Origin of the sequence: Desulfurococcus sp. (genome assembly GCA_026626905.1) — an archaeon.
Taxonomy (GTDB): Archaea; Thermoproteota; Thermoprotei_A; order Sulfolobales; family Desulfurococcaceae; genus Desulfurococcus.
Genome location: JAPNUX010000001.1, coordinates 163257 through 185169 on the forward strand (window position 1 = coordinate 163257; position 21913 = coordinate 185169).

General features: G+C 46.7%; 24 protein-coding genes and 1 tRNA gene. 16 read left to right on the forward strand and 9 right to left on the reverse strand.

What is annotated here, in order from left to right; genetic code table 11:
* Positions 1-13: 13 nt before the first annotated feature.
* Complete coding sequence (locus OWQ48_00850) at positions 14-1018, forward strand: TRM11 family methyltransferase (protein ID MCY0867770.1); 1005 nt, start codon at positions 14-16, stop codon at positions 1016-1018.
* Positions 1008-1757, forward strand: a complete 750-nt coding sequence (locus tag OWQ48_00855) for a ribonuclease Z (protein MCY0867771.1) — start codon at positions 1008-1010, stop codon at positions 1755-1757. Before OWQ48_00850 ends, OWQ48_00855 begins: the two co-directional genes overlap by 11 nt.
* Here the strand turns inward: OWQ48_00855 and OWQ48_00860 are convergent.
* Together OWQ48_00860 and OWQ48_00865 are read right to left on the reverse strand one after the other, a co-directional pair.
* Positions 1754-2149 carry a hypothetical protein gene (locus tag OWQ48_00860; GenBank protein ID MCY0867772.1) on the reverse strand — a complete coding sequence of 132 codons (396 nt, stop codon included), beginning with the start codon at positions 2147-2149 and terminating at the stop codon, positions 1754-1756. The two genes, OWQ48_00855 and OWQ48_00860, sit on opposite strands and share 4 nt — an antisense overlap.
* Complete coding sequence (locus OWQ48_00865) at positions 2130-2687, reverse strand: AAA family ATPase (GenBank protein MCY0867773.1); 558 nt, start codon at positions 2685-2687, stop codon at positions 2130-2132. Before OWQ48_00865 ends, OWQ48_00860 begins: the two co-directional genes overlap by 20 nt.
* A 164-nt stretch (positions 2688-2851) precedes the next feature.
* Between OWQ48_00865 and thpR the strand changes: the two genes are divergently transcribed.
* Genes thpR through OWQ48_00880 form a run of 3 tightly spaced genes read left to right on the forward strand, consistent with a single transcriptional unit; the run spans position 2852 to position 5581 of the window.
* Complete coding sequence (thpR, locus tag OWQ48_00870; protein MCY0867774.1) at positions 2852-3421, forward strand: RNA 2',3'-cyclic phosphodiesterase; 570 nt, start codon at positions 2852-2854, stop codon at positions 3419-3421.
* A 19-nt stretch (positions 3422-3440) separates the two neighbouring features.
* On the forward strand, positions 3441-4832 hold the full coding sequence (gene cca / locus OWQ48_00875) for a CCA tRNA nucleotidyltransferase (protein ID MCY0867775.1): 1392 nt from the start codon (positions 3441-3443) through the stop codon (positions 4830-4832).
* Complete coding sequence (locus OWQ48_00880) at positions 4775-5581, forward strand: serine/threonine protein kinase (protein ID MCY0867776.1); 807 nt, start codon at positions 4775-4777, stop codon at positions 5579-5581. The genes cca and OWQ48_00880 overlap by 58 nt, the downstream gene beginning before the upstream one ends.
* On the opposite strand, the gene OWQ48_00885 is transcribed toward OWQ48_00880, so the two are convergent.
* Positions 5565-5828 (reverse strand): hypothetical protein, encoded by a 264-nt coding sequence (locus OWQ48_00885; GenBank protein ID MCY0867777.1) that lies wholly within the window; start codon positions 5826-5828, stop codon positions 5565-5567. The two genes, OWQ48_00880 and OWQ48_00885, sit on opposite strands and share 17 nt — an antisense overlap.
* A gap of 246 nt (positions 5829-6074) precedes the next feature.
* Here OWQ48_00885 and OWQ48_00890 point away from each other — a divergent pair.
* Positions 6075-6180 (forward strand) — tRNA-Pro (locus tag OWQ48_00890).
* A 108-nt stretch (positions 6181-6288) separates the two neighbouring features.
* Here the strand turns inward: OWQ48_00890 and OWQ48_00895 are convergent.
* Entirely contained in the window at positions 6289-6693 is a 405-nt protein-coding gene (locus tag OWQ48_00895) for a thioesterase family protein (GenBank protein MCY0867778.1), read from the reverse strand.
* 210 nt (positions 6694-6903) lie between these two features.
* Here OWQ48_00895 and OWQ48_00900 point away from each other — a divergent pair, with 210 nt between their 5' ends.
* Positions 6904-7170: a hypothetical protein gene (locus OWQ48_00900; GenBank protein ID MCY0867779.1), complete on the forward strand. Its 267-nt coding sequence runs from the start codon at positions 6904-6906 to the stop codon at positions 7168-7170.
* Positions 7171-7172: 2 nt separating this feature from the next.
* On the opposite strand, the gene OWQ48_00905 is transcribed toward OWQ48_00900, so the two are convergent.
* Positions 7173-9290, reverse strand: coding sequence for a minichromosome maintenance protein MCM (locus tag OWQ48_00905; GenBank protein MCY0867780.1), 2118 nt, complete (start codon positions 9288-9290; stop codon positions 7173-7175).
* Positions 9274-9870, reverse strand: coding sequence for a DNA replication complex GINS family protein (locus tag OWQ48_00910; protein MCY0867781.1), 597 nt, complete (start codon positions 9868-9870; stop codon positions 9274-9276). Before OWQ48_00910 ends, OWQ48_00905 begins: the two co-directional genes overlap by 17 nt.
* Positions 9871-9944: 74 nt before the next feature.
* Here OWQ48_00910 and OWQ48_00915 point away from each other — a divergent pair, with 74 nt between their 5' ends.
* Positions 9945-10931: a replication factor C small subunit gene (locus OWQ48_00915; GenBank protein ID MCY0867782.1), complete on the forward strand. Its 987-nt coding sequence runs from the start codon at positions 9945-9947 to the stop codon at positions 10929-10931.
* A gap of 6 nt (positions 10932-10937) precedes the next feature.
* The gene (locus tag OWQ48_00920; GenBank protein ID MCY0867783.1) at positions 10938-12215 is read left to right on the forward strand and encodes a replication factor C large subunit; all 1278 of its coding nucleotides are present in this window, start codon (positions 10938-10940) and stop codon (positions 12213-12215) included.
* A 21-nt stretch (positions 12216-12236) separates the two neighbouring features.
* Here the strand turns inward: OWQ48_00920 and thiI are convergent, their stop codons facing one another.
* Positions 12237-13688, reverse strand: coding sequence for a tRNA 4-thiouridine(8) synthase ThiI (gene thiI / locus OWQ48_00925; protein ID MCY0867784.1), 1452 nt, complete (start codon positions 13686-13688; stop codon positions 12237-12239).
* A 186-nt stretch (positions 13689-13874) separates the two neighbouring features.
* On the opposite strand from thiI, the gene OWQ48_00930 reads away from it, so the two are divergent.
* Positions 13875-14561: a DUF432 domain-containing protein gene (locus tag OWQ48_00930; GenBank protein ID MCY0867785.1), complete on the forward strand. Its 687-nt coding sequence runs from the start codon at positions 13875-13877 to the stop codon at positions 14559-14561.
* A 1-nt stretch (position 14562) separates the two neighbouring features.
* On the forward strand, positions 14563-15429 hold the full coding sequence (locus OWQ48_00935) for a mechanosensitive ion channel family protein (GenBank protein ID MCY0867786.1): 867 nt from the start codon (positions 14563-14565) through the stop codon (positions 15427-15429).
* 201 nt (positions 15430-15630) lie between these two features.
* Here OWQ48_00935 and OWQ48_00940 read toward each other — a convergent pair whose 3' ends face one another.
* Positions 15631-16635: a hypothetical protein gene (locus OWQ48_00940; GenBank protein ID MCY0867787.1), complete on the reverse strand. Its 1005-nt coding sequence runs from the start codon at positions 16633-16635 to the stop codon at positions 15631-15633.
* Positions 16636-16654: 19 nt separating this feature from the next.
* Positions 16655-16867, reverse strand: coding sequence for a hypothetical protein (locus OWQ48_00945; GenBank protein ID MCY0867788.1), 213 nt, complete (start codon positions 16865-16867; stop codon positions 16655-16657).
* A 410-nt stretch (positions 16868-17277) separates the two neighbouring features.
* Here OWQ48_00945 and OWQ48_00950 point away from each other — a divergent pair, with 410 nt between their 5' ends.
* From OWQ48_00950 to pyrD, 5 genes are all read left to right on the forward strand, one after another.
* Positions 17278-18441: a pyridoxal-5'-phosphate-dependent protein subunit beta gene (locus OWQ48_00950; GenBank protein ID MCY0867789.1), complete on the forward strand. Its 1164-nt coding sequence runs from the start codon at positions 17278-17280 to the stop codon at positions 18439-18441.
* A 402-nt stretch (positions 18442-18843) separates the two neighbouring features.
* Entirely contained in the window at positions 18844-19512 is a 669-nt protein-coding gene (pyrF, locus tag OWQ48_00955) for an orotidine-5'-phosphate decarboxylase (GenBank protein MCY0867790.1), read from the forward strand.
* A complete protein-coding gene (pyrE, locus tag OWQ48_00960) occupies positions 19500-20093 on the forward strand; it encodes an orotate phosphoribosyltransferase (protein MCY0867791.1) in 594 nt (197 codons plus the stop codon). The genes pyrF and pyrE overlap by 13 nt, the downstream gene beginning before the upstream one ends.
* Entirely contained in the window at positions 20094-20855 is a 762-nt protein-coding gene (locus OWQ48_00965; protein MCY0867792.1) for a dihydroorotate dehydrogenase, read from the forward strand. It abuts the gene before it with no gap.
* On the forward strand, positions 20852-21760 hold the full coding sequence (gene pyrD, locus OWQ48_00970) for a dihydroorotate dehydrogenase PyrD (protein ID MCY0867793.1): 909 nt from the start codon (positions 20852-20854) through the stop codon (positions 21758-21760). The genes OWQ48_00965 and pyrD overlap by 4 nt, the downstream gene beginning before the upstream one ends.
* Positions 21761-21913: the final 153 nt, after the last annotated feature.

A 21913-nucleotide genomic window follows, 5' to 3' on the forward strand; every position in this document is an offset into this window, starting at 1 on the left:
GGGTCACGCATCAATGAAAACTCGAGTCAGCTACTTCCTCCTACGGGGAGATAATGAGGCTCTTGCTATAGGAGAGCTCAAAGCACTACTAGACGTATATGACTGCAGGCCTAGGCGCCTGCAGTGCTATACTATGGTCTGCATAGTGCACCACGAGTGCAATAGCATAGAGGAGAAAATCGTGGGGAGAGCAGGCTTCATTAAAGAGGCTGGCATTCTAGTAGCATTAGACAACCCGTATAATCCATCTCTAAACGTTAACAACGCTATTGAAAAAGGGGCTAGGGTACACGCATCTATATTGAAGAAGGGAGTAGAAGAGGATGAGGCTAGAAAGTACACCTCATATCTCGCTGAGAGATACGGGTTGAAAATAGAGGGGGGCAGAGGGAGGCTTAGAGTATTATTCACAGATGGTATTGCAATTATAGGAGTAAAGACAGCTGAACAGGACACTAGAGGATTGTACGAGAGAAGCAAGCTTAAACCATACAAGAGGAGTATATCACTAACTCCTGAGATCTCTAGGCTACTCGTGAACCTAGCTAGAGCTAGAGAAGGCATGGTGCTACTAGACCCCTTTGCAGGCACAGGCAGCATACTCGTTGAGGCTGGTTTAATGGGTATTAGAGCTATAGGAGTGGAAATAGACGCGGACATCGCCCGGGGAATGGAGGAGAACTTGAGATTCTACAATATCAATGCTATCCCAGTAGTAGGCGATTCCAGCGAGATAGAGGCTACAGTTGTCGACGCTATAGCAACAGACCCGCCATACGGGAGAGGGGCTAGCACACACGGGTATAGTCAGGCAGTATTACTGAAAAAGTTCATTGAGAAAGCATGGACTACTCTTAGAAGCGGAGGATACATGAGCTTTATGACCCCGCTACACCTAGAGGATCTAGTAGACGAAGTGCTCTGTAAGAGTGAATTTATGAGTATTGCTAGATACTACCAGTATGTTCACGGAGGGCTAACTAGAGTAATCTACGTGGTGGAGAAGATTGAATACTAGACTGTTCTTCCTCGGTACTGGTGCTGCAATCCCGCTTTCAAGAGGGCTTCCCTGCATAGCCGTGAAAATCGACTCTAACATCTACATCTTCGATATCGGTGAGGGATGCCAGCACAGGATGCTTAAAGCCGGCTTAAGTCCTCTTAAGGTTAAAGCAGTCTTTGTGACTCACCCACACGGAGACCATTATCTCGGGTTACCCGGGCTCATCCAGACAATGCGGCTCTCAAGTAGAATAGAGGAGCTCAGACTACTGCTTCCAAGCGGGCTCGAAGACTACTTTAAAACTCTAGTTGAGAAAGGGCTCTTGAAGCCGGGATTCCAGGTTATCGTGAACCCGCTTGCCAGCGGCGAGGTCTACCGTGATGCGAAAATAGCTGTAAAAGCCTTTCCAGTATGCCATGGCGTAGAAGCCTTCGGCTTCCGTATCGAGGCGGGGAGAAGAACTATCTGCTACACGGGGGATACTATGCCCTGCAGTACCGTTATTGATAACTGTAAAGGAGTTGATGTATTGATACATGAGTCTACGTTTACAAGCCATATGAGTGAGGAAGCCCACGAGGAATACCATTCTACCGCTAGGGATGCAGCTCTAATAGCACTAGAAGCAGGTGTATCATCACTCGTGTTAACTCATATAAGCTCAAGGCATAGCGACGAGGAAATCCTGTGGGATGCCCTTAGATTCTTCTATAATACTATAGTAGCCCGGGATATGATGGCCTTATACTTTTAGCTGCCTGTCAGATAGTAGACTACGCTGTCGAGTTCTTCTTCGCCTCCTTCTACTAGTAGCCTTATAGCTCCAAGCGGGGATTCCTTATCGCTGTCCACTAGTGATAACCTGCCTGCGTATGCTGCCTGCTTGTGTATGAAGAGCTCTATTACACCACTCCTCCTATACTTACTTAGATAGCTTCTTAAAGCTGGCTCCACCTGCTGGATTCTAGCTAAATCCCTAAGGGGTTTTAAGGCTTCAATGGATTCTGATACTCCTCTTGCAATCCTGTATCCTTCACTCAGCTCGCTTACAATGATACTGCCAGCGAAGATGTTTCTGAGTGCTTCTACAACCTTCCTCTCATCCTCTGTAGGCCTGATTTCAGCGCTAACTGTCACTTTCACCATGAGCTTTCACCAGCATTCTAAGTAATTCGAGAGCTTTAGCTTTAGCTTCCTCGATGCTGGATTCATTTACAATCATGTAGTCTGCTAGAGCTATTACATTACCTATACCAAACTCCAGTTCTGTTCTATCTCGTTCAGCAAACTCCTTGTATGAGCCTGGATCACCCGGCCTCCCTCGTTTAAGAAGCCTCTTAAACCTTGTCTCAGGCGACGCGTGAACAGCTATTATCACCACTCTACCATGCTTTCTGAACTCCTCTACTTCAGCAAGACTTCTCACGCCATCAATAACTACTACTTCACGCTCCCCCTTAATCCTTTCAATAGTTTTAATAGCTATAATGGTATCCCCGTAGGATGACCGTAGCTCCCTCGAAAGCGATACCATGAGCTCGGGGCTAACTACTCCATACCGCTTGAGAGCCTCTTCTCTAACTACATCACCCATAGTGTACACTGGGAGGCCGAGCTCTCTGGCAGCCTCAGCCACTATACTCTTACCTGAGCCAGGCATCCCCGCGACAAGTATGTAGAGCAAGCTTCCACACCCTGCAGGCTTGAGATACCACGGTATACTACGATTACTCTCTCCTAAAACACATAAAATCTAGCTGCCTGAAGGAATTTAAACATGGGAGTATACTGGTTTAAAGACTGCTCGTGAATAACTATTTTCATTGAAGTGGAGTGGAGGGATATAGCTTGAGCCGGGATGAAATCATAAGGTGCTTTATAGCCGTGGAAGTAAAAGATGAAGGCGTTTTAAGAAGCCTCATCAGCATCAGGGATAAGCTTACGGCTACAGGCGCTGACTTAAAGCCTGTTGAAGATGAGAATATACATTTAACCTTAAGGTTCATTGGGGAAGTACCGAGAAGCATCGTGGAGGAAGTATGCCGTGCTATCTCAGCTATATCGTTCAAGCCGTTTAGAATACATGTTGCTGGTATAGGAGTCTTCCCAAGCATCCAGAGGCCGAGAGTCATATGGGCTGGTATTAGAGAAGGTAGCAGGGAGCTAGTAGAGTTATATGAAGCCGTGGAGAGAAAGCTAGGCGAGATCGGATTTAAACCAGAGAGAGAGGAGTTCGTGCCTCATATAACGCTCGCCAGAGTTAAAGGCTACAGAGGTATTGAGAGACTCGTGAAGACTCTTAGTGATCTAGCTGAAACAGACTTCGGCTACACAACTGTGGATGAAGTAGTTGTTAAGAAGAGTACTCTAACTCCTCGCGGACCCATCTATAGTAATATATGCGTGAAGAAACTCTAGTAGCTGGTGAATCCCTGAAATGAGCATCGAGGAGAAGGTACTAGAGTTGATAAAGCCCAGCCGAGAGGAGTACGAGCACCTCTATAAGGCTTACGAGCTGATAGCGAGTACTATTAGAAGTATTCTCAGAGAGCACGGTGTGGAAGCAGAGGTGACTCTACAGGGAAGCATAGCACACGATACATGGCTCTCAGGAGACAGAGATATGGATGTATTTGTTCTCTACCCCGAATCATGGAGTACTAGTGAGCTTAGAAGCAGAGGCTTTAATCTAATAGTTAAAGCAGCTGAGAGGATAGGAGGATACGAGCTACGATACGCTGAACACCCCTATGTAAGAGTCAGGGTTGGCGACGTGGAAGCCGACATAGTGCCAGCCTTCAAGCTAGCTAATCCATCATCAATAAGGACAACTGTAGATAGAACCCCCTTCCACACCCGCTTCCTCCTGGAGAAGCTAACCCCTGAGATGAAGGATCAAGTGAGACTCCTCAAGAAGTTTATGAAGGGGATTAAAGTCTACGGGGCTGAAGTGAAGACGAGGGGTTTCAGCGGCTATGTAGCAGAGCTACTAATAGTTAAGTACGGCTCTCTAAGAAGGGTTCTAGAAGAAGCCTCTAGCTGGAAGCCTCCAGTCCGCGTGGATACTCTAGGCGTCGACAAAGAATTCTGGAGGAGATTCGAGGAGAAATACCCGGATTCAGTACTATACATGCCTGACCCAGTTGACCCGATGAGAAATGTAGCTGCAAACGTATCCATGAGAGCTCTTGCAACATTTATCCTAGCATCTAGATGCTATCTATCCCATCCATCGCTAGCCTTCTACGGGCTTGAATACAGCTACTTATCGACTGAGAAGCTTGAAGAGAAGCTAAGGAATAGATGTATTATCCTGTTAGAGTATACTCTAACCGAGAAGCTGCCCCCTGACGTTATATGGGGTGAGGTTAACAGGGTTAGGGATACACTCGTCAAGTTTCTAGCTAACATGGATTTCCATGTGGTTGATTCCTCCTCCTGGAGCGATGAAGATAGATACTGCGCTATACTCGTAGAGCTTGAGGACTGCACACTGCCACTCTTTAAACACTACGCTGGACCCCCAGTAGTGTTCAGTGAAAGAGCACAGAACTTTATAGCCAAGCATTTAAGGAGGGGAGTGGGGGTATGGATTGATGAAAGAGGCTTGCTGAATGCAGTGACGCCAAGGAGATACGTAGATGCTATTCAACTACTAGCTGAAAGAGCTAGTGAATACAGTGTTGCACCACACTTCAAGGACTTAAAGCCGGCTGTCAGAATCCTTGACAGCCAGGTTCTCAACGAGCTGTCTAGAAGAGGTGCCCTCCAATGGGTTTCAGAGTTTATCATGAAGACACCTTTCTGGATGGAGATGTGCATTTCATAGTAGAAGGCTTGAGAGATGAATACTTGAAGAAGGTTTTATGCTATCCTTCATGTAGCGATAACATTATAGCTGAGAGGATCACCAGGCTACTCGAGGATGGCTTCGTATACATTCTCGAGACAGGTTCCATGATCCATGGAATTAGAGTTCTCGGCAAAGGCTACTCATCAGTGACAACCGTAGCCTTCCATAGGAAGCATGGTATAGGAGCATTAAAGATTAGAAGAATGGACAGCAGGAGAAGCGATTTATCTAGGGAGGCAGAGGCTATGCTGAAAGCAGAGCCATCCACAGTAGTACCCCGGTTATACTTGTACAGCAAGGACTACCTGTTTAGAGAGCTAGTCGACCCGGTTAAATGCCTCCCTGTTGAACGAATACTCGAAGAATCCATTACCTCAGGGGATATCGAGGCAGTTAAAAATACACTGCACTCTATTCTCACCTCACTCTACAAGCTTGATTTAACGCGAGTAGACCACACTGAGCTCAATCGTCCTGAAGGCCACTTGTACATGTGTCCTGGCGGCGTGAAGATAATTGACTGGGAGAGCGCGAGGATCTCTGAGAAGCCTGCTAATCTAACATCTTTCTCATCATTCATACTCTACCGCTTCAGGTTTAAAGATATCCTGCTTAAAGCACTCGACATAGATGCAGGTAGGGTTTTAGAACTGCTTAGAGAGTATAAGAGCAGTTATAGTAGTAGTGTATTCAACAGTATCCTTAAAGCTATGAGTGTTGTCTAAGCGGGGAGACCTCGCTGAAAGCAGCTTTAGGTATAGTGTACTTGTATGATATAGCACTCCTTATGACTATTCTACTTCTTATCTCTTCGAGAGATGGAACCTCGAGTAGAGACTTACACTTAGGGCATACACCACCATAGAGCCTGTATACTTCTTCAGGTGTAGGAATACCGTAGAAGTTCTGGCCAACCCTAACGAACTCGTAGAGTATAGCCCCACAATTTCTACACCTATATCTAATAGCCATAGGTATCACTCAACTACATACTCGAAGATAATTGGAATTAAACCATAGGCTATGTAATACTTTAAAACAAGCATTACAATAGGTAATGATAGCTTGAAGTACCGCCATTATAAATTTTTAAATGGATACTTCATGTATTACATTCCTCTCACTTAAATATTCTGGGAGTTCAGTGAAACTGGACTCTGATAGCCTGGCATCTCATATAAAGTTATAAATCCAGTGTGCATATACTTGAAGCGGTATGGGGCCGTCGTCTAGCTTGGCTAGGATGCCGGCCTGGGGGGATGCCCCCCGTGGCCAGGGACTCCCGGAGCGCCGGTGGTCCCGGGTTCAAATCCCGGCGGCCCCATTAAGTTCTCGTGATCTCAGTGTAAGCATGCTATGGGGGGATCCCTGTCGTGTGTCCAGTGGTATTTGAGCTATTCTAGTGGTATACTCTACTGCTCCTAGAGGCTAGCTACTGCTGCATGCTAGTTAACGACCGCACTTTCTCAATAAATTTTGCTGTGTTTACAATGTATCTTTCATGTAATCCCTCACCTATCAGTATGCTGCCCCAGAATGCTTTAACCTCGAATATCAGTCTTCTTCCATCCACAGAGACTAGTCTAACTGCTACCTTTATCTCGGCTCCTACTGGTGCAGGGTTGACATGCTTGATGTTCACCATAGTGCCTACAGTAGTGTAGTCTCCTGGAAGGTATTGTTCAGCACAATGTAGTGCTGTTCTCTCCATGAAGGCTATCATGCTTGGTGTTGATAGAACTCTAAGGCTGCCACTACCTATGTGCGAGGCTGCATGTTCCTCCCTGACTATATACTCCTTCTCGCAGTAGAGGCCTTCACTAAGCTTAAACTCCATCATGCTACACCTAACATTAATGTATGCTACCTAGAGGTTTATAGCATCCTGGACTCACCTGTATCCAGGCCTAATATGATAGCAGGAGTCGAGTTTAACTCTAGTCGTTCTATACCCTAAGGGATGAGACTCAGGCTGTAAGGACTCTGCACTTCGCTCAGTGTATTTAAACCCCGCTTCTACTTTAATCACAACCTAGGTGTTTACTATATGAGTGGAGAGCCAGTTTACGTGGTAAGGGTTGGGGGGAAGGAAATAGTTATAGATGAAAAGACGCTTAGCGTGCTTCAAGAGTACATTAAAACCCCGATGGGATTAGAGGATCTAGCCGATAAACTAGGCTTAGAGGGCTGGGAGGAAGCCTACGAGTTCATAAAAGCTATTCCAGCATGGGTTCTATGGACTCAGCCATCGCTGTGGAAGTACAGGAAGAAGTGGATTGAAGCTAAACTAAAGGCAGGGAGCTCAAGTAGCTAGCATTACCGTACAAATGCTATATATCCTGGTCTAGGCTCATATATCTCCCCGCTTCTTCTCATCTTGTTTATCTCTTCACTAACAATCTCTCTCTCAAAGCCTTTCTCCCTCGCTTTCTTTAGAAGCTCTGTGACACTTATCTCTCCTACCTCCCCGAGGACTTCTTGGAGGAACTCTCTGAATCTCTTGATCTTCTCTCTTCTAGATGCTGAGACGCCTGTCTCAATGACATCTATATCTATCTGGCCACTCTCAACATCTATACCAACCTTGGTTAGCATGGTCATCATTAATCTGATAGCTTCCTCTGCATCCTCTCTCTCAGCCTTACTCTTCAGGTAGAGGCGGGCATGTGCTTCAGTCAGCCTTATAAGCGCTTCCAGCTGCCTTGGGGTTATAGCTATTGGGGCGGGCTGAGATGGATCGCTGGGTATGTAGGAAGCCCTCATATTAACGTAGAAGTCTTCTATCAGCTTAGCAGCTTCTGGGGTAAGCTGCGGGTAAACGTATCTCCGCGCATAGCTAACATACTTCTTGAGTGTCTGAACGTCTATTAAGGGATAGGTTCTCTCAGCATCGCTGTGAACCCCCAGGACGTGTCTAGCTAGCTTTCTATCATGCTCCACGCTGGGTATATCTTTCACAATGAAGATTAAGTCGAATCTTGAGAGTATTGTCGGCGGGAGATCTATGTTCTTGCTGACAGGCTTCATGGGATCATATCTCCCATCCCTTGGGTTGCCTGCGGCTAGTACAGCTGTCCTAGCATTCAGCCTCGCCACTATCCCGGCTTTAGCTATGCTTACAGACTGCTGTTCTAGAGCTTCATGTATAGCGGATCTATCCTCCTCCCGCATCTTATCTATCTCATCTATACATGCAACACCGCCGTCAGCTAGCACTAAGGCTCCAGCTTCAAGATAGTACTCACCTGTCGCTTTATCCCTTAACACTGTTGCAGTTAAGCCTGCTGCAGTTGATCCTTTACCGCTAGTGTAGAGTCCACGTGGAGCAACCTTTGAAGTAAACTGTAGTAGCTGGGATTTAGCTGTACCTGGATCACCTACGAGAAGAATGTGGATGTCACCTCTAATCCTGGTTCCATCCCTGAGGATTTTTGGAACGCCGCCGAAGAGCAGGAGTGCTATGGCCTCCTTGATATCCCAGTACCCGTATATCCCTGACGCTATGCTAGCTATAATCTTCTCCTTTATCCATGGATCCCTAGCCATCTCCCTGATCTTCTCTTCATCCTCTCTAGTTATCTCTACATCCTCTAGGATCTTCTCCTGTATTTCAATGTTATTAGCATCAATGTAGAAGGAGAAGAGCTGGTGGGAGCCGCGCTTCTCGTAGACTGGTATAGGTGAGACACGCAGCACTCCTATTACGGCAACTCTATCTCCAGGTCTAGCTACATCTACTATATCACCTGTTAGAACCACCTCAATGCTTCTCGGTATTTGTCCCCCGGGAACCTCTTCAGGCTTCTCCTGTACTACTATCTTCTGCCAGTCTATGAAGACGCTTTTCTCGGGGATCAACTCGAATCTACCGCCACTCCTACCGCATACAGGGCAGAACTGCGGCCTGCCAACTGATACCTCGGCTTCCTCCCCGCTTGGATGGTCGAACTCGTGGATCTCCCTGGTTTCAGGATCATAGTGCTTGTATCTAGCTTTAACCAGCTTAGCGTCAACCTTAGTGATTCTTGTGACTATTCCTTCAATAGCTATTAGTTTACCAACGTACTCGCTTGTAATCTCTCTTATTCTCAGGACTTCAGGTGGATTCCTGAACCTAGGGTAGAATCTCACTACTCTCTCAGCGTACTCGGGGTTTTCCTCCTCGACAACTAAGCGTATTGCCTCACTGAAACGCTTGATCGCTTCATCAGGCTGCTCGATGATCCTGCCCGCCAGTTCTTTATCGTACTCTATGATGTCTGCGAAGTCGACTATAAGGCTTCTCTGCCCTAATAGAACCATCTGGGTTATCCTGTCATAGTACTTACGGAACCCCTCCTTGGAGCGGTAGCTCTTAATGAATTTTACAAATGCTTCTGTGAGTAGTTCTCCCGCCAAGCCGGCTTCAGTTTCAGTTTTACTTTCCTGGCTCACGTGCTTCAACCCCGAGCACATTATTGTAGTATACGTCTAGGAGTGCCCGTATACCCTTGAAGAACAGCTTCTCCTCTTCGCTTAGACTCTCAACGATTTCACGAGGGTAGATTCGAGGCGTGAGAAAGTTCAGTATTTTCCTCGTTCTCATGTCGACTAGAGATGAGAGGAAGTTACTGATAGTCTTAATTATTTCAACCTTCTGGATGTCCCTTACATCACTAGACCTGTATTCTCTGATAACATCGTTCATCTTCTCCTTCAGCCTCCGGTAGAAGTATCCTTTAAGCTTCTCGAACTTCGGCTTACTCTTGTTTTTACTCTCAATGAAATCTATGATGGAGAGTCTTCGGTTGTCAATATCATCCTCGGCGATTTTAGCGTAACCGTACTCTACTAGAGCTCTAGCAATCCATCGTGGAAGCATTATTTCAGAGCCTCTAACAAGCTCGATAAATCCATCCTGGAGAAATACTGTGAGACCCTGAGAGGTAAACATGACTTTAACCTGCTCTTCCTCGAAATCCCTCTCCACGAATCTACCTATCAGGGGGCCTATGGCCTCTATTAAACCATCCAAGGATTCCACCAATATTAGTGAGCATATACCCCTTTAATATCCTAAACTCAATTACTTATTAGGCTTGGAGCCAGGTGTCAGCCTTGAGCGAAGTAGAGATGTTATGGGCTGAGAAGTACCGTCCTAGGACACTTGATGAAATCGTTAATCAGAAGGAGATTGTTGTTAGATTAAAGAAGTTTGTTGAAGAGAAGAATATACCCCACATGCTCTTCGCAGGCCCCCCTGGCACCGGTAAGACAACTATGGCTCACTGTCTTGCCCACGACCTCTACGGCGATGACTACAGGAAGTACATGCTTGAGCTTAACGCCTCCGATGAAAGAAAAATCGAGGTGATTAGAGGTAAAGTTAAGGAGTTTGCTAGAACAAGAGTTGTCGGCGAGGTACCCTTCAAAATAGTTCTGCTGGATGAAGCAGATAACATGACTGCTGATGCCCAGCAAGCATTAAGGAGGCTTATGGAGCTCTATAGTGCTACAACGAGATTCATTCTTACAGCTAACTATCCAAGTAAGATCATAGAGCCTATCCAAAGCAGGACAGCTGTATTCAGGTTTACATCTCTTTCGAGAGAAGATGTGGTAGGCAGGTTAGGGTACATCTGTAAAGCTGAGAAAGTTAAGTGCGATGAGAAAGCCCTTGAAGTAATATATGAGGTCTCTGAGGGTGATTTAAGACGGGCTATAAACATCCTCCAGACAACTGCAGCTCTAGGCGAGGTTGTTGAAGAAGCCGTCTACAAGGTTGTAGGGCTAGCTCATCCAAGAGAAATTAGAGAAATGCTGAATGAAGCTCTTGCAGGTAGGTTTAACGAGGCTAGAAGCAGGCTGAGAGCACTAATGACTGAGTACGGGTTAAGCGGGCTAGACGTGATTAAGCAGATACACAAGGAGGTCTTCAGCCAGGAGGTTAAAATACCAGATGAGCTGAGAGTTCTAATAGCAGATCTAGCTGGTGAAATACAGTTCAGGCTCGTAGAGGGTGCTGACGACGAGATACAGTTAAATGCTTTTCTAGCCAGGCTGGCTTTAATAGGCAGGAGGCTTAAGACGGGGTAGCTTCTTTTGAGCCAGGAGAGAATACCCTGGGTGGTAAAGTACAGGCCTAAGACTATAGAGGAGGTTGTAGACCAGGAGGATGCGAAATCAAGGTTGCTCAAGTGGCTTGAGTCATGGGAGAACGGGAGGCCGAGTAAGAAAGCAGCCTTGCTCCACGGGCCTCCCGGATGCGGTAAGACAAGCCTCGTTGAAGCTATAGCTAGAAGTAGAAGATACCAGCTCTTCGAGATGAATGCCAGTGATGCTAGGAGAAGAGAGGACATAGAGAGAATAGTTAAAATGGCTAGCAGGTCGGGTGCTCTAACTGGTTCTAGAAAGATAATTCTACTAGATGAAGTAGACGGCATGGATCCTAGAGCAGATGCAGGCGGTGTGGAAGCACTCGTAGAAGTAATAAAGAATGCTATGAACCCCATCATAATGACAGCAAACAACCCCTACAAGCAGCACTTATACCCTCTAAGAGAGCTCGCAGAGATGATAGAGCTCAAGAGGCTCAGCGAAAAAGACGTGAAAACAGTGTTGAAGAAGATATGCAACGCTGAGAGAATACTATGCGAGGATGCAGCGCTCGGAGACATAGCTAAGAGGAGTGAGGGTGATCTAAGAAGCGCTATAAACGACCTGGAAGCCATTGCCGCCGCCGACGGTAAAGTAACACTTGAAGCAGTACGTAGAATCGCCACGTACAGGAATAGAGTATACGCTCCATACGAGGCTTTAAGCGACCTCTTCAACGCTAGAAGCATTATTCAAGCTAGGGCTGCCGTGGAATCCACTGATCTAACGCCAGACGAATTCATAGTATGGATTAACGAGCATATACCGACATACTATGAGGATCCAGAGGAGATAGCTAGAGCCTACGAAGCACTCAGCAGAGCTGATGTATACATGGGTAGGATAGTGAGAGAGCAGAACTGGGATCTACTCAGATACGCTTTAGAAATGATGGGGCCTGGAGTAGCATTCGCTAGAAAATCATATAAGTATAAATGGAAGGCCTTCAAGTCGCCTGAGAGGCTAAAGCTCTTAAGGGAAACCAAGAGGTCAAGAGAGATCATGGAGAGTATTGCTGAACTGTTAAGCAAGCACCTGCTTGTAAGCAAGTCTGTTATTAAAAGCGATGTAATACCCTTCCTCAGAGTGATATTCAGGTATAATCCTGCATACGCAGCTAAGCTGGCCAGAGGGTACGGTCTTAGTGAAGAAGCCGTTGAATGGTTGAGCGGGCCTCGAGCTAAAGAAGTGTTAGGCTACATGAAGAAGGGTAAGACTAGGTAGAATATTATCCTACTGGACAAGTCAGGTGGTAGTGCCGGCTAAACGCCCTCTAATTCTTCTTAAACCTCCTTTTAAGCTATATGCTTTAAACCCCATGCTACGCAGCTCTGCTGCCAGGATACGGCTGATACCACCTGTATCGCAGTAGAATACTACCGGCCTATCCCTTGGTAGCTTACTGTAATCCACCATGCTTACATGTAGTGCTCCTGGGAGAGCGCTACGTTTATACTCCTCAATGCTTCTAGCATCTACGAGCACGGAGTCCGAGGGGATGTAGTCTATTTCCTCAGGGTATTCTGGTATAGCTTCCTCAGGACTGCTTACATGCACATCTACAACTCTCATATCTTCCACAGCTTTATCCAGCAGCTTGTTTTCAATTCTTTCTAGGATACTCTTCAGCTTCTCCACGCTAATTCTAGTTGCTGTATGCCGTGGCGCTATAGCGCAGGCTTCAGCCACCTTCGAGGAGTACTCGTATAAGCCTAGCTGTCTCGAGTAGCTAATGATCTCTTCTTTATCTAATCCTATTAAAGGTCTCAGTATCATGCTATTCAATGAGGCTGCCTTCTCAATGGCTTTAAGATTCGCGAGGGTCTGACTGGATGCTTGAGCCAGAGACTCTCCTGTCACTACAGCATCGTAGCCGCGTGCTCCTGCAACTCTATCTGCAACCATGTACATTAAAGCTCTTAGAACCACTTGCCTGTAGCTCCATGCTACTTCTCTTTCAATCCAGGCTACAAGCGGTGTGAAATCAACTATAATGAACTTTGGGTTATAGCTGCTCAGCCACTCCTCGCTCAGTTTTCTCGCCACTATGAAGGCTTGACGGCTGATGTCACTTGAACCCATCACGTAGTGCAGGAAGTCGACTTCCAGCCCCCGCTTAGCAGCCATCCATGCTGCTACCGGGGAATCAAAGCCGCCGGAGAATAATACGAGTGCTCTACCACTACTACTAATTGGGAATCCACCGGGGCCTTCTACATCATTCTCATGGAGGTAGGCAGTATTGCCTCGGATCTCGAGAGTCACCTCTACTTCAGGGTTCTCGAGATCTACGCCGGCTGAGTAGGGTTTTAGTAGTGCTCCTACTTCTCTCGCTACATCTAGTGAAGTAAACGAGTGTACCCCGCTTCTCTTAACTCTCACAGCAAACCTCCTGCCTTTCACGCGCTCTAGGGTTCTCCGTGATACTTCTCCTGCCAGTTCTTCTAGACTCGTGAATTCTATAGCTTGAACCTCTGAGACTCTGTGAACACCGAAGACCCTGCTTAAAGCATGGATGGCTACACTACTCGTCTCAACAAGTATCTTGGCATCGAGGATTCTAGCTGATAACACAGTAATACCTTTTCTCTTAAGGCTTCTTCTAATATTCCTAAGCAGCTTAGAGTACAGCATTGAACGAGTTCTACTGGATTTCAAGGGTATCTCGCCTGAAACTGTAACCAGGTATAGCGGCAAGCCTTCACCCCGCTACTTGCAAGCTCACATAATAGTTGACTGCATTATTGAAAATTAATTAAAGAGGTGAATAAATCCTCCAGTTAGTGAGTAGTATTTAGGCCTAGTTGACGCTAACACTAGGAGTGGTATACTAAGATGTACGGGGTTCTAATAAGCGGGAAAGTAAAAGTAAATGGTTATATAGTGGAGTACAATTCAGAGGAAGGCTGGTATAAGAGGCTAGATAGCAGTGGATCCCCTGTAGTTTCTTTAAGTCTTGCAGGCTGGCAGGGCCCAGCTATAGCGGAACCTGTCCCCTCACTATACACTCCTAGCTTTATTACAAGATACATTCTGGTTGCACTCCAGGATAGAATTTTAATAGCCCCTGGCTCCTCCATAGACTTCTACTTCACAATTCCAGTGGACCTCGGGGTTTTCATTGGAGTAGGCGATCACTACGAGCTAGTAGACACTATTCCACTAGGCAGCTACTACAAGTATGCGCTGTACGGTCCACCTGTAACCTCTGACGAAGCCGGTGGCGTTGTATGCAGGCACTGGCGTAGCAGGGTTTACAGCTATAGAGCTAACGTTAATCAAGGTGAATGCCTGGTTGAAGCCAGCGTAGTAAACGATTACAGTGAGCCTGTAGTAGTCTCCAGAATACTAGTTGACTCCGCTTACATCCCCCTCTACTACAAGCAGAACACGTTCAACTGCTATACGGGTAGAGTTAGACTTACAGTAAGGAACTCGCAGAAAGGTGTTGTAACATACCAGGGTACTACAGCTCCTCAAGGCTACATAAAGGCTAGAACACCAGTCGAGTTAAAGCATCCCCTCATACCATTAATAGCTCAGAAGACATTAATGGACTGGGGGATTTAGCTTGACTCTTCCATCATGGCTATCATGGCTTCAAGACTTTCAAGCCGATGTAATCCAGAAGGTTATCGTAGCTCTACTAATCCTTGCAGCAGGATACCTGGCCTCCAAGATAATTACTAGAATAGTATCTAGAACTCTTCACAGGTTATATACGAGTCATATTGCAGCCATGGTATCCAGGATCATATACTACGTTCTACTCTTCGTGGTTATCACAACATTCCTAGGGTCACTAGGCATAGATGTCTCAGGGCTCATAATCGCCGGTGGATTCGCAGGCCTTGTGGTCGGTATAGCTATGCAACCGCTCCTCTCGAACCTATTCGCTGGATTATACATTATGGCTGAGAAGCTTGTTAGACCAGGTGACCCTGTTGAAATCGGGAGTGTATCAGGTATTGTGATGTCAACCTCCCTAATGTTCACTAGAATAAGCACCTGGGATGGAGTACTAGTAGCAGTACCCAACAACAATCTCCTCTCCACGGGACTCAAAAACTTCAACATGAGTGTTGCGAGGAGACTAGAGGTTAAAGTCCGCTTATCCTATAATGAAGACGCTGAGAGAGCCTGCCAGGTAGTGAGAAGAGTACTCGAGGAAGCCAGCTACGTGCTCGTAGACCCAGCACCCGTAGTATATGTCTCATCCCTTGGAGACGCTGGTACTACAGGTGTCACGATAACAATATGGGCCTGGGTCCCCGTACAATACTTCTTCGACGGCTTCACAAAGCTACCATGGATGATTAAAAAAGCTCTCTCAGATGCAGGAATAGAGATACCGTTACCACAAGTAGACGTCTGGTTCAGAACGCCATTAGAGATAACTGGAGGCATTTTCAAGGAGGCCGGTGGCGTAAAAGCATAGTCTACCCCTTAAGTCTCTACCAGCCGACCCAGAGTACCAGTATAATGTCTCCTCCAATAAGAGGAAACACTCCGAACATTGTGTACCCTGAAGCCTGAACTCAACTATGTATTCTTGAAAGTAGAGCAGGTAGCTGCCGGCAGCTAATGGACTTGAAGAAAATGTTTAAAAAATATTAAGTGGGCGTGCCCTAACCCGTATCTAGCCACTCGTATACTGGTAGAATTCTACCGTAATCTCAGTGTAGGCTCCATAGGCTTTCGAGGCAATAGTTAATCCAACAGTCTCCGAACCCTTGTAGCCAGCAATCGTTATTTCTCCGGGTGTCTCGCTTCCAACAACTATACTCCAACCGCTCTCATTCAAGTAGTTCTTGTACCATGCTACTACTTGATCCACGGGATCCCCGGTGACATAGGTTATAGATGTTGCATTAACGCCTCCTGAGGAAACGGAACTATATGAGATCATTTTTGACCCAGCTAGATCCTGTGATGGCGGCTTATACGAGTTAATCTCCATGTGTATCAAGGTGTAAGCTCTAACATCGTTAGGTGGCGTGATCTCAAGGTATAGTGTCTCGCTCCCTTTAACAGCATCTATCTCAATGCGCTCAGGGTCTCTTGTTTCACCTGTAATATTCCAGCCTTTAGATGAGAGAGTTTCCTTATACCAATCGGCTATCCTATTCATATCGTCTGCTGACCCGTACTCAATGAATGTGCGTGTTGGAAATCCCTTCTCATCTCGATCATACCGTAGCATTACTGACCCGGGGTACCTTTGCTGCACGGGATCTTCTCCTGAGACTAGGTCATGAGATGGCAGGGTTTCAACACTTCCCCCGGACACTATTCCTGTTAACCCCTCGATACCATCCTTCACTATGATGTATACTGTTCTAGTCTTACCCTCCACGATAACCGAGGATCCACTTACAGCCCATACTCCTACGCCTTCATCTCCCTTCTTGAATACTATTACACCGTACTGTACTGTTCCATTCTGCGTGGTAATCGATGTGAGGCCTACTCCACCTACGAACTCATAGCCTTTCGCTGCCAGGCTACTGTTAAACCATGCTAGAACATTCCCTGCAGTATTGCCTTCGATGAAGTAGCTGCTGATAGTGTAGCCTTCTCCCGGGATCCCTAAGGGCTCATAGTATACTAATGGTAGCGAGTAGAGCTTTGAACCCGGAATCACCCACTCGTCTCCCCCACCGCTACCAGAGGTAGTCTGGGTTGGCGGGGGGTGTGGGTGTCTGCGTGGTTGCCGGAGTTGTTGTGGTGGCTGGTGTAGGTGTTGTCGTGGTAGTCTCTATTCCTCCTGGATGAGTGAGGAATGAACCACCCAGGAGAAATACTGCAGCTGCTGCAACCGCTATTACTGCTATAACAATGGGCACTAGTATCTTCGAGCCTATGATACTACTCAATAGATCCACTCTCTTTGAGGAGAGGATAACCTTTCAAGTCCTTATTATACTTTATGTTTTTACAACCCCTGGTTAGAATACTTAGAAGAAAACTAAAGGTTTTATAACTCCAATCTAATAGAGGCCTGTCCCTAAGATAAAAGCTTGCAGGTCTTCACTACTAGCCTCTAGGTGTCACTCTATAATTTGTGAGCGACTGTCGAGGCTGTCATGAAGTCCCTGATCTAGGATGTCGTGCTCTAAGATGCTGGGAACACGATTCCCCGCCTCGCCGGGTAGACTGCTTGAACCTCAATCAGCATAAATACTCCCTGAAACAAACAGAATAGTAGCCCTGCTTCACGGGAACGGTTCCGGTTAAATTACCTCGAGATAAATGCGTTATGACCCATACTGATGTCCAGTAAAGAATGAGGGGGAGCATGGAGTCTATGGCTGCGGGTCAAGTGGTTTACACAAGGTGCTTAAAGTGTAATAGCCGGTTTAAGGGAATCTATCTTAAATGCCCGAAGTGTAGTGGTCCAGCTATACTGGAGTATACTAGCATGTCGCTTCACGTGGAGAAGGGGGAGGCAAGCCTCTGGAGGTATAGGGATCTTCTACCAGAGTTTCCTCAGAGAGTATCGATGGGTGAGGGTTTAACCCCCTTAAGAATAGTGGATGGAGTAGTAGTGAAGAATGAGCGGAAGAATCCGACTGGATCCTACTCTGATAGGGCTTCAAGTGTTATAGCAAGCTACCTAGCATCAAGTAGTAGAGGAGTTGTTAGAGTAGAGTACGTTGAAGACTTCGCCTACTCTATGGCTTACTATGCTCGCAGCGTGGTTAACGGGAGGATAGTTATTGCTGATCCATTCGAAGCCGACAGCGATGAGCTAGTCCAAGTTAACCGCTTGGGCTTCAAGGTGGAAGTCGGGGATCCAGAGGATGCTGACGTACCCTACATTAACCCGCTGACCTTTGAAGGCTTGAAGACTATTCTCCTAGAGATCTACGAGAGGAGGCTTAACATTGAAAACATAGTTGTACCTGTCGAGAGGGGGGCTTTAGCCTTCTCTCTCTGCAAGGCTTTAAGAGAGCTCGAGGAGATGGGGGCTGATGCTAGCTACACTATCATAGGAGCTCTCGCTAGAGGCTCTGAGGAACCATGGCTTCTAAAATACTGTGGAAACTACGTGAGAGTAGAGGAGATTGAGCCCTCCGAAGCTGTTAGAGCACTCTTAAAGCTGAGTGCTAGCGGTCTGAGAACAAAGCTTGTATCAGCACTAGCGTACGCAGCGGCTAGGATCACGGGTAACTCGCTTGCAGTGATCACAATAGGCGAAAAGCATGTAAGGTATCGTAGAAGAGTGAGTAAGCTGGGGTCGGATATTCTTAAGGTCCTCGAGAAGCATGGCGAGCTCACAGCATACGAAGTATGGAGGATCCTAGGAGGATACAGCTTGAGAGGAGTCTACAAGGCATTGAAGTCTCTTGAAGACCTGGGATTAGTCTGCACTAAGCATGTCGTTAAAGGTATAGGTAGAAAGGTACGGAAGTATTATCCCTGCGAGGACTCCTATATAGTGGAGTAGAATCCAGCTAGATGCGGAGGTTCAGCCTGCATTAGGTTTCAATAAGCCTATGTGAGCCTTAGTGTACACTACCCCCATCCTCTCTAGGTTCACTGAGGGTATATCATCAGCCCCCTACTCTTTCAGGGCAACCCCACCCCTTCATTCACGCCTCAAGCCGGGGAATCACTCTCTTAACCACCACTCAATGAAAAGGGATTGGGGAACACCGGTATCTTTAGATTCACCTGTACCCTGGAGCTTTTTTTCTAAGCGTTTTACTCCTCCGCCGCACTTAGAAGCGGGTTCAGCAATGCTTATCTGGATATTGAATGAAAGAGTTCTACAGGCTCCGAGCTCCATGGAACTTTATATCTTCTATATTTTTAAACTAATCCACTCATAAACTAGGGGTTGGGCTTCTTGCTCGTAGTAGCTATTGATCCAGGTGTAAGAGAGAAAATTAGTGTCAGCCGGCTTGTAGAAGAGGTAGATGATCTGGCCGCAGGCTACAAGATCGGGATTCCATTCGTATTGAAGTACGGAAGGAAGGGGGTTAGAGAGCTAAGAAAGGCTACTGAGCACCCGATTATACTGGACTTAAAGCTTGCTGATATAGGGGATGTAATGGCTGAAATTCTTAAGCTTGCTGCTAGTTTACGCGTGAATGCTGTAATAGCGCACGCATTCGTCGGCTATGAGAGTGCTCTGGAGATTCTAGCTGAGACAGCAGAGCGTGTTGGTGTAGGTCTAATACTAGTGGTTTCAATGAGCCATAAAGGCTCCAGGGAGTTCATAGATAAACATGTAAATGAATTCGTGTGGATTGCCAAGAGGATTAGAGCCCACGGTGTAGTGGCACCAGCTACTAGGCCTGATATAATCAAGCATGTGAGAAGTCTCGTTGAGGATTCAATGAAGATATACTCGCCAGGTATCGGAGTCCAGGGTGCAGAACCCGGGGTAGCTCTCTGTGCTGGAGCAGACTACGAGATAGTAGGGAGGCTTATAACAGGCTCTGTCAACCCTCGTGAGGCAGTTAAAGCTGTGAGAGAGACACAGCTGAGGAGGTGGCTTAAGTGTCGTGGCTAGCCCTAGAGCTCTATGAGAGAGGCATGGTGAGAGTAGGCTGGTTCAAGCTCTCATCAGGTCTTGAAAGCCCATTCTACATAGACTTAAGAAGGCTCTACATGCACCCTAATCTAGCTAGAAGAGTAGCCATGGAAATCGTAGAGAGAGTTGGATTAGACGATGTAGATGTAGTACTAGGTGTTGCTACAGGCGGCTTACCGCTAGCATCCTATATATCATGTATAACAGGTAAGCCTCTAGCCTACGTGAGATCCGAGAGAAAGAATCACGGGCTTAGCTCGCTGATCGAGGGGGATGTCGCCGGCTTGAGAATCCTAGTAGTAGATGATGTCTCTACAACAGGCTCATCAATAGCGCGAGCTGTCAGTGCTGTTAGAGAAGCCGGCGGGATACCTCTAAAAGCCAGCGTAGTAGTAGATAGAGAGCAAGGAGCTAGTTCAACTCTAGCTAAACTAGGTGTTAAACTATACTGGCTGATTACAGCTAGAGAAATATTCGAGGAGCTCCATAAGCACGGATTGATCAGTGAGAGAGAGTACAAGGATATCATGAACTACCTGAAGCAGCATGCAGTAGGGTAGATGGTGACCCAAGTGTACATTCACGGCAGGCTCTCCTTCTCCGAGGAGTTGAGCGAGAAGACATATCTAGTTGAGATAGAGTTTCCTGAAGAACGCGCTCCCAAGCCAAGGCCATTCCAATTCCTTCTTGTATGGGTGCCGGGCACTGATTTACTACCAATGAGTGTAGCTGGCTTCAGGGAAGACGAGGTAGCTTTGATAGTAAAGGAGAAGGGGGAGGGTACAGCCAGGCTAGTTAGATACAAGGGGTTCATTGGAGTTATGGGCCCATATGGAGCTGGATTCGAGCCTTGGAGCTATAATAGGATACTCTTTGTAGCTGGTGGATCCGGTGTAGCTCCATTCTTCTACCTAGCTGAGGAGGCTGCTGGCAGGGGGGTGACAGTGGATTTAGCCTGGGGTGTGAGAAGAGGTAGCGAGTTCTTCACTCCACTGAGAGTAGTGAGAGAACTGAAAGGTAAGGTATGGGTGGCCACAGAGGATTGTAGTATAGGATACTGCGGCAGAGCCTCCGACCTCGCAGTGAAGCTCGTGAAAGAAAACCCTGATGCATGGGATGCTATTATAGCATCCGGGCCACGGGGTCTCCTAAGGGAAGCCTGCAACCTTCTCAGTGAACGTATCGATGTATACGTTAACGTGGAAGCCTACGTTAAATGCGGTATAGGCGTCTGCGGGTCTTGTACCTTGAAACCCCATAAGCTACTTCTCTGCAGGCATGGTCCAGTATTCAAGTGCAGTGATGTAAGGGGGTATATTTGAACCAGGCACTCATAGTTAACCTAGCTGGGTTAAGACTTGAACACCCAGTTATGAATGCTAGCGGGATACTAGGCTCTGAGCCCGAGCACCTTGAAGTACTCGCCGGCTACGGTTTCTCCGTGCTGGTTTCAAAAACTATAACACTTGAGCCGCGGGAAGGATACCCTCCACCCATAACTGTAGAGTTGAGGAACAAGGGCTTACTCAACGCTGTAGGCTTAGCAAACCCTGGAGTGCAAGCTGTGAGGCCTCTAGCTGAGAAGGCTAGAGAGCTAGGTAAACCATTGATTCTCAGTATAGGGGGTTCGAGTCCACGAGAATTCAGTAAGCTTGTAGAGGCAGCCAGCGAGGCACGTGTAAATGCTATAGAATTAAATCTAAGTTGCCCTCATGTAAGAGGCCATGGATTAGAGCTTGGAAGCGATCCAAGCCTAGTATACGAGATAGTAAAGAATTCATCCTCGATTACAAGCATCCCTGTGATAGCTAAGCTAGGGTTAAGTGATAGAGTAGTGGAGTCCGCTGGTAGAGCACTTGAAGCCGGGGCTAGAGCGCTAACATTAATCAACACTATTAAGGCTATGGCAATAGACGTCTACGTCATGAAGCCTATTCTAAGCAATAAGCATGGAGGTCTCTCAGGCCCCCCAATACATCCAATAGCTGTCCGAGTAGTCTACGACGTCTACAAGGAGTATAAGCCTGAGATAATAGGGGCTGGAGGAGTCTCCACATGGATTGATGCAGCTGAGCTAATACTAGCAGGTGCTAAAGCCATCCAGGTAGGCACAGCACTACTCTACAACAGTAGAATAGTAGCTGAACTTAAAGATGGACTACTCAAGTGGATCAAGAGCCTAGGGTACAGTAGACTAGAAGAGCTTGTCGGTAGAGCAGTAGACTAAGTAGTAGACTCCAATAAGCAAAGCCTGCGATCAGCTCAAAGCGTAAGTGCCGATACACTAGGAAGTCGCAGTACTTGGTGTCACTCAAGATTCACTCTAGTAAAGATTTTAATTGTTGTTTCTACTTCATAAACTAGCTTCAACTACTCTACC

Coding starts and splice junctions, on each gene's coding strand:
- OWQ48_00950 (MCY0867789.1), top strand. CDS start 17,278: ATGAGGGGGAGCATGGAGTCTATGGCTGCGGGTCAAGTGGTTTACACA.
- OWQ48_00895 (MCY0867778.1), bottom strand. CDS start 6,693: ATGGAGTTTAAGCTTAGTGAAGGCCTCTACTGCGAGAAGGAGTATATA.
- OWQ48_00860 (MCY0867772.1), bottom strand. CDS start 2,149: ATGGTGAAAGTGACAGTTAGCGCTGAAATCAGGCCTACAGAGGATGAG.
- cca (MCY0867775.1), top strand. CDS start 3,441: ATGAGCATCGAGGAGAAGGTACTAGAGTTGATAAAGCCCAGCCGAGAG.
- OWQ48_00850 (MCY0867770.1), top strand. CDS start 14: ATGAAAACTCGAGTCAGCTACTTCCTCCTACGGGGAGATAATGAGGCT.
- OWQ48_00900 (MCY0867779.1), top strand. CDS start 6,904: ATGAGTGGAGAGCCAGTTTACGTGGTAAGGGTTGGGGGGAAGGAAATA.
- OWQ48_00965 (MCY0867792.1), top strand. CDS start 20,094: ATGGTGACCCAAGTGTACATTCACGGCAGGCTCTCCTTCTCCGAGGAG.
- OWQ48_00885 (MCY0867777.1), bottom strand. CDS start 5,828: ATGGCTATTAGATATAGGTGTAGAAATTGTGGGGCTATACTCTACGAG.
- OWQ48_00880 (MCY0867776.1), top strand. CDS start 4,775: ATGGGTTTCAGAGTTTATCATGAAGACACCTTTCTGGATGGAGATGTG.